The 5,285-nt window shown below is 42.1% G+C and carries 3 protein-coding genes and 2 pseudogenes; 1 reads left to right on the forward strand and 4 read right to left on the reverse strand.

Annotated features, from left to right (window positions below; all coding sequences use genetic code 11):
* Window positions 1-188: 188 nt before the first annotated feature.
* The 4 genes and pseudogenes from QZT26_RS16375 to wrbA form a co-directional block, all read right to left on the reverse strand.
* Window positions 189-1,133 (reverse strand): NADP-dependent oxidoreductase, encoded by a 945-nt coding sequence (locus QZT26_RS16375; RefSeq protein ID WP_295103691.1) that lies wholly within the window; start codon window positions 1,131-1,133, stop codon window positions 189-191.
* Window positions 1,134-1,513: 380 nt separating this feature from the next.
* Window positions 1,514-1,615: pseudogene (locus QZT26_RS16380) on the reverse strand (tyrosine-type recombinase/integrase); the annotation flags it as partial.
* A 72-nt stretch (window positions 1,616-1,687) separates the two neighbouring features.
* Window positions 1,688-2,296 carry a hypothetical protein gene (locus tag QZT26_RS16385; protein ID WP_295103693.1) on the reverse strand — a complete coding sequence of 203 codons (609 nt, stop codon included), beginning with the start codon at window positions 2,294-2,296 and terminating at the stop codon, window positions 1,688-1,690.
* Window positions 2,297-2,772: 476 nt separating this feature from the next.
* A complete protein-coding gene (gene wrbA / locus QZT26_RS16390) occupies window positions 2,773-3,375 on the reverse strand; it encodes an NAD(P)H:quinone oxidoreductase (RefSeq protein WP_295103695.1) in 603 nt (200 codons plus the stop codon).
* A gap of 1,729 nt (window positions 3,376-5,104) precedes the next feature.
* Here wrbA and QZT26_RS16395 point away from each other — a divergent pair.
* Window positions 5,105-5,285 (forward strand): annotated as a pseudogene (locus QZT26_RS16395) (hypothetical protein); the annotation flags it as partial.

The following is a 5,285-nucleotide window of genomic DNA, read 5'->3' on the forward strand; positions in this document are numbered from 1 at the left end:
GTTATCATTACAGGAAGTTCTTAAGTGCTGGAATGACATTGCTTGTTCTTTAGCAGAAAATACAAGAATCCGAAAAACACAGATATCAAAATACTTCGAGCATACCTAAAACAAGTTAGCGCTTATGCCCCTGCACCCCCGCCAGCGGGGGACATAGATTGTTCGGCGCGGTATTGTACGAAGTCTTCTTATAGCTTAACAATCACTTTGCCCACAGTTCGACCGGATTCAATTTGTACATGGGCATCCGCCATATTCTCAAACGGGAAGATTTTTGAAACGTGAGGTTTCAGTTCGTCGTTTTCGAGCATAGCTTTCAGGGTATTCATGTCTTCACCGCTCGACTGGACAAGGATGAACTCCAGTTTGATCTTGCGTTGGTCCGCCTCTAACTGAATATCTTCCGGGAATTGATGGGTGGGCAAGGAGACGATTTTGCCACCGCCTTTGACGACTTTAAGAGAGTTCTCAAGGACCTCACCACCAATGCCGTCAAGGACGAAGTCTATATTCGACAGGACCTCTTCGAACTTCTGCTCACGGTAGTCAATGTGCTCATCTGCGCCGAGTGACATGATGAAATCGCGGTTCCTGGCAGAGGAGGTGGCAATCACATATGCGTCGAGTCCCTTGGCCATCTGAATTGCGAAATGTCCAACACCACCAGAACCGGCGTGGATTAGAATGCGGTCACCCTTTTTGACACGAGGCCGTAACACCTGCAGTGCGGTCAGTGCGGCCAGTGTGGTTGCCGCAGCTTCTTCGAATGTTACCTTTTCCGGCATAACAGCGATGTGGTAGGCCGGTGATGCAACGTACTCGGCATAGGCTTTGCCCTGGCCTGGAAAATTAACCATGCCGAACACCTTGTCGCCAACCTCAAATCCGCTGACCTCTTCGCCGACCGCAACAACGATTCCGGCAATATCCCAGCCAAGGATGACCGGACGATCTTCCGTACCCATAATCATAGTTATGGTTTCATCCATCCGTCTCACTTTTACATCTACCGGATTAATGCTGATTGCTTTCGTTTCAACCAACACTTCGTCTGCCTTGATCTCAGGCTTCTCGACTTCTCTCAGAACCAGATTTTCAACGGCCCCTGCTTCATTCAGTATATATGCTTTCATAATGTGCTCCTTCCCGTTTTCATAAGTGGAGGCAGGTGTATTCCTGATTTTTTGCAAATATTCGCACCTACCTGTTGGCGAACAGGTATTGTATCGCAAACATCTTGCTTGATTAACCCTGACAGGGTTTGGAACCCTGTCAGGGTTGTTTCTGTCATTTTCAAGCGGTAAAAGACAGGTTTGAAACCTGTCTCTACGTTACTGTTAACCCCTACTTATTGTTTTTTTGCAAAAAATCGGGAATGCACCCGTAGAGGCAGGACTATTCCTGCTGTTTATTTTCTGGCGCCCAACAATAATTAGACTGATCAGTATAAAGACCCCGCTTTTGGTTCATCAATTGGACTTCGCACTCCTTTTGAACAGTAATTCAGCACATGCTAGTAAATCATAGTAGATTTAACATCCTTGTGTCCCAGCAATTCTTGAATAGCACTAATGTCATAACCTGATTCCAAAAGATGGATGGCGAATGAATGGCGAAAGATGTGGCGCCAATAATTTCACTTAAGCTGAGAATCTCTGGTTCATTTATTGTGGGTCTTTGCAGTATATCATCTCATATTAATATTCGACTCCTCTGTGGTATTCATCATGAGTGTTTCTAATTCCCGTATGATATCGGGCAGAGACCCATCTGCAAGAATATCTTTTGAAAAATCGTTATCTATTGCAATAAGTTCATAACGGCTTTTGGAATATTTATTTGACGCAGGTTCAAGCTCCATTTTTGCCCGTAATTTACAGCTTAAACTTCCACTCACCTTCATATTAATTGAGCCGCTTCCCGAGGAGGTTCCGTTCATTTTAAATTTGCACGTTAGTTTCACAGTAGACCCGCCCCCACTAATACGGTAGCTTGTTTTTATAATGTTACCGTGTACGGTACCTTCCAAGGTGACAGTATAGATGCCGTCGAATAACTTTCCATTCTTCTTCCACTGTGACCAATCCGCAATGTAGTGGGTAATTGAACTGCCTGATTGTTCAAATTTATTGATGGTGTCACCGGAAACAACTTCCCCGCCATAAAATTCCTGGCACGTATTTTTCTTTATAGTATCCCAAGAATAGTATTCACCGCTATAGTCTGCTGCCAGCAATGTTCCAGAGATATAAAATACTAAAGATACTACCTGTAGAACAACTTTTACCTGTTTCATTTTTTAGATCTTTCATTCAGTATGCGCATTTTAAAATACCCTATTCGTGTTTTCTACTCACGTTTTCGCAATATTTTGTAATACTCTAGTACATCGTTTCGTTAAAATTTGTACGTAAAAAAATGTCATTGCGAGGGGTGGAGCGACGAAGCAATCTCTTGTTTCCAAAAGACTTAAGATTGCTTCGCTGTCGTCCGCAATGACGGTATCAATGTAGGTGTTTTAATGAAACGTTATACTAGTTTTTTGAAGACCCCAACAATAGCGATGTTTGCCGCACGATGTAGGGGCGAAGCATTTGCTACAAATTGTTATAAATAATTTCATACCCAAACGGGCAAATGCTTCACCCCTACTTTTTTAAAAAACTAAAGTGTTACCAATATTTACGCATGGATAACATGTTTTGATCTATGGAGAAACCTATATTTCCAAATACACCACCAATGCTTTTTATTTATTACCCAGGCAAGTTGTCAGGCCGTTTGCTTTCTGGTAATTTCCGCCACGTGAGCTCCCTGGAAACGGGCGATTTTTTTTTCATTCTCCGACGGCTGGCGACTACCATCTATATCAGCAAGAGTACTCGCTCCATAGGGTGACCCGCCGGTGATTTCGCTCATGTTCATTATTTCCTGACATGAATAGGGCACCCCCACGATGATCATACCGTGATGTAACAATGTGGTGTGGAATGAGGTAATTGTGGTTTCCTGTCCGCCGTGTTGTGTGGCAGTGGATATGAACACGCTGCCCACCTTACCAATCAAACTGCCGCTTAGCCACAACTGACCGGTCCGATCCAGGAAATTGCGCATCTGTGCGCACATATTGCCGAAGCGTGTCGGCGTGCCGAATATGATTGCATCGTAGTTCGGCAACTCATCCACTTCCGCAATCGGCGCCGCCTGATCGAGCTTGGCGCCAGCCTTTCGTGCCACATCTTCCGGCACAAGATCGGGCACGCGTTTTATGATTACCTCTGTGTCTTCGACGGAGCGCACGCCTTCAGCCACCGCTTTCGCCATAGTTTCGACATGGCCATACATGCTATAATAAAGAACTAAAATTCTTGTCATGTTGTACCTCCTTCTTTTGTGTGATCGTGAAACAAACCTGGCGTTCACGCTAAAATCGCGAGGTCAAGGTTAAAATAAGGTTGGGTTTTTAAAAAGCAAAAACTCAACGGCGTTCTTTTTTACCCCCCCCTCAATCCCCTCCCAAGAGGGGACTTATCAAATTTCCCCTCTTGGGAAAGGTTGGAGTGGGTTCGTTCATTTCTTAACTAAAAAAAGGAAAACAAAAATGCCTTTTTTAAAAAACGTGACACTTTAATTTTTTGAAAAATTCAAACAATAGCGATGTTAGCCGCATAGTGTAGAGGCGAAGTATTTGCTATAAATTGTTACAAATAGGTTCATACTCAAACGGGCAAATGCTTCGCCCCTACTTTTTCAAAAAACTAAAGTGTTACAAAAAAACTTATTTTTAAGGATATATTTAAAATTTGCCTTTGTAAATACCCTATTTTGGGTGTATATAAAATACATGCCTGCTTTTGGATTAAATGGATAACGTGTGCTTGCGTTTCTGCAAAATTAGGTAGGGCTGTTAAAAGGCAAAAACCCAACGGCATTCTTTTTTACCCACCCCTCAATCCCCTCCCAAGAGGGGACTTATCAAATTCCTCTATATGGAGAAGGGTAAGAGGTTGGGTTGTTTATTGATTAAATAAAAATATTGAAAATTCCTATACATTTTTAATGTAGTGACAAGGCACGCCTTGCCACTACAAATCATATCCCCTATAGGCAGATTTTTTTCAAAATAAAATGTTACAAGTTTATTATTGGTAATATAGAATACTTGAACCCTCACAGCCCGCGATTAAACATGCACCTCAAAAAGCGCAAAACTCTGGCTAGAGCTGCCCGACATTCATATAAAATATTTATTTCGGTTTCCTCGTAAAAATGAATTTATGTGATATAATACTATTGGAACGGGGAGAGAGTTATTGAGGTTTAACGTTCCTCAAGGCATAGTTGAGAAGTAAAACATGTGCCTAAGAAGGTGTGATTTAAAAGCTGGTTGCTATAAGTTTTTAAACGACCGCTCCCTGTTCCATATAAATGATCTTTGAAATGCCCAGTAACATCAAAAGAAGAGCCGTGCAGCAAAAATTAACAAGTACAATAAAGTGCGTCGTAGTCTTTGAGATGTTACTGTTAGTAGTATAGATATCTCCGAAACCTTCTGTGAAAAGAAAGGGGGGATGCTGCGAAGTGTTTGAAGTTAGTTCAATAGCCTGATATGCGATGGATAAGTACTGCATATCAGGCTATTTTTTTGTAGCTATTTTAACGTTTAGTACCTTGGCAGTAATTTCTTTGCACACTTCCATTCGTCAGTGCGTGCTTTTTGGCAAAATATTTAATGGTGAAGTCCTAAATGCTAAATTTCAATCCTCCTCCCCTCTACCAGCGTCAGCGGGGGAACATTCTCCCCCTTTGAAGGGGACAAGGGGAGAGAATGTTAGAATTTGTTTCGTATTTCGTGCTATGCCAGTTTAGGAATTTTCAATATTTTTGCAGAGACGCATTACTTGCGTCTATACATTAACATCAACAACACTCGTCATGTCGCACTTGCGACACCCAGAAACGATGAAAATGGTTTTATAACCATATCGTGTTGTAGTATATATATTTAAGCTATTTTTTGTAGCCTTACTTCCGAGTCGGAAACATCTGGCATTTCTGTTTCTGTACTGGTTCAAATGTATAGGGCGATCCAAAAGGTATCAGCTTGTCATTGCAAGGGCATCAGCTTGTCATTGCGAGGGTCTTTTCCGAAGCAATCACAGTATACTACGAGATATTTCGTGACGTAAGAAACGTCATATCGCGGGAGAAGCAAATTAAGGGTGGCTCAAGGGCTAAAAAAATAGAATTAATTAATGAAATGAATGCAGGATGGAAGGAGCTCT

Source organism: uncultured Candidatus Kuenenia sp., assembly GCF_900696675.1.
GTDB lineage: Bacteria > Planctomycetota > Brocadiia > Brocadiales > Brocadiaceae > Kuenenia > Kuenenia stuttgartiensis_A.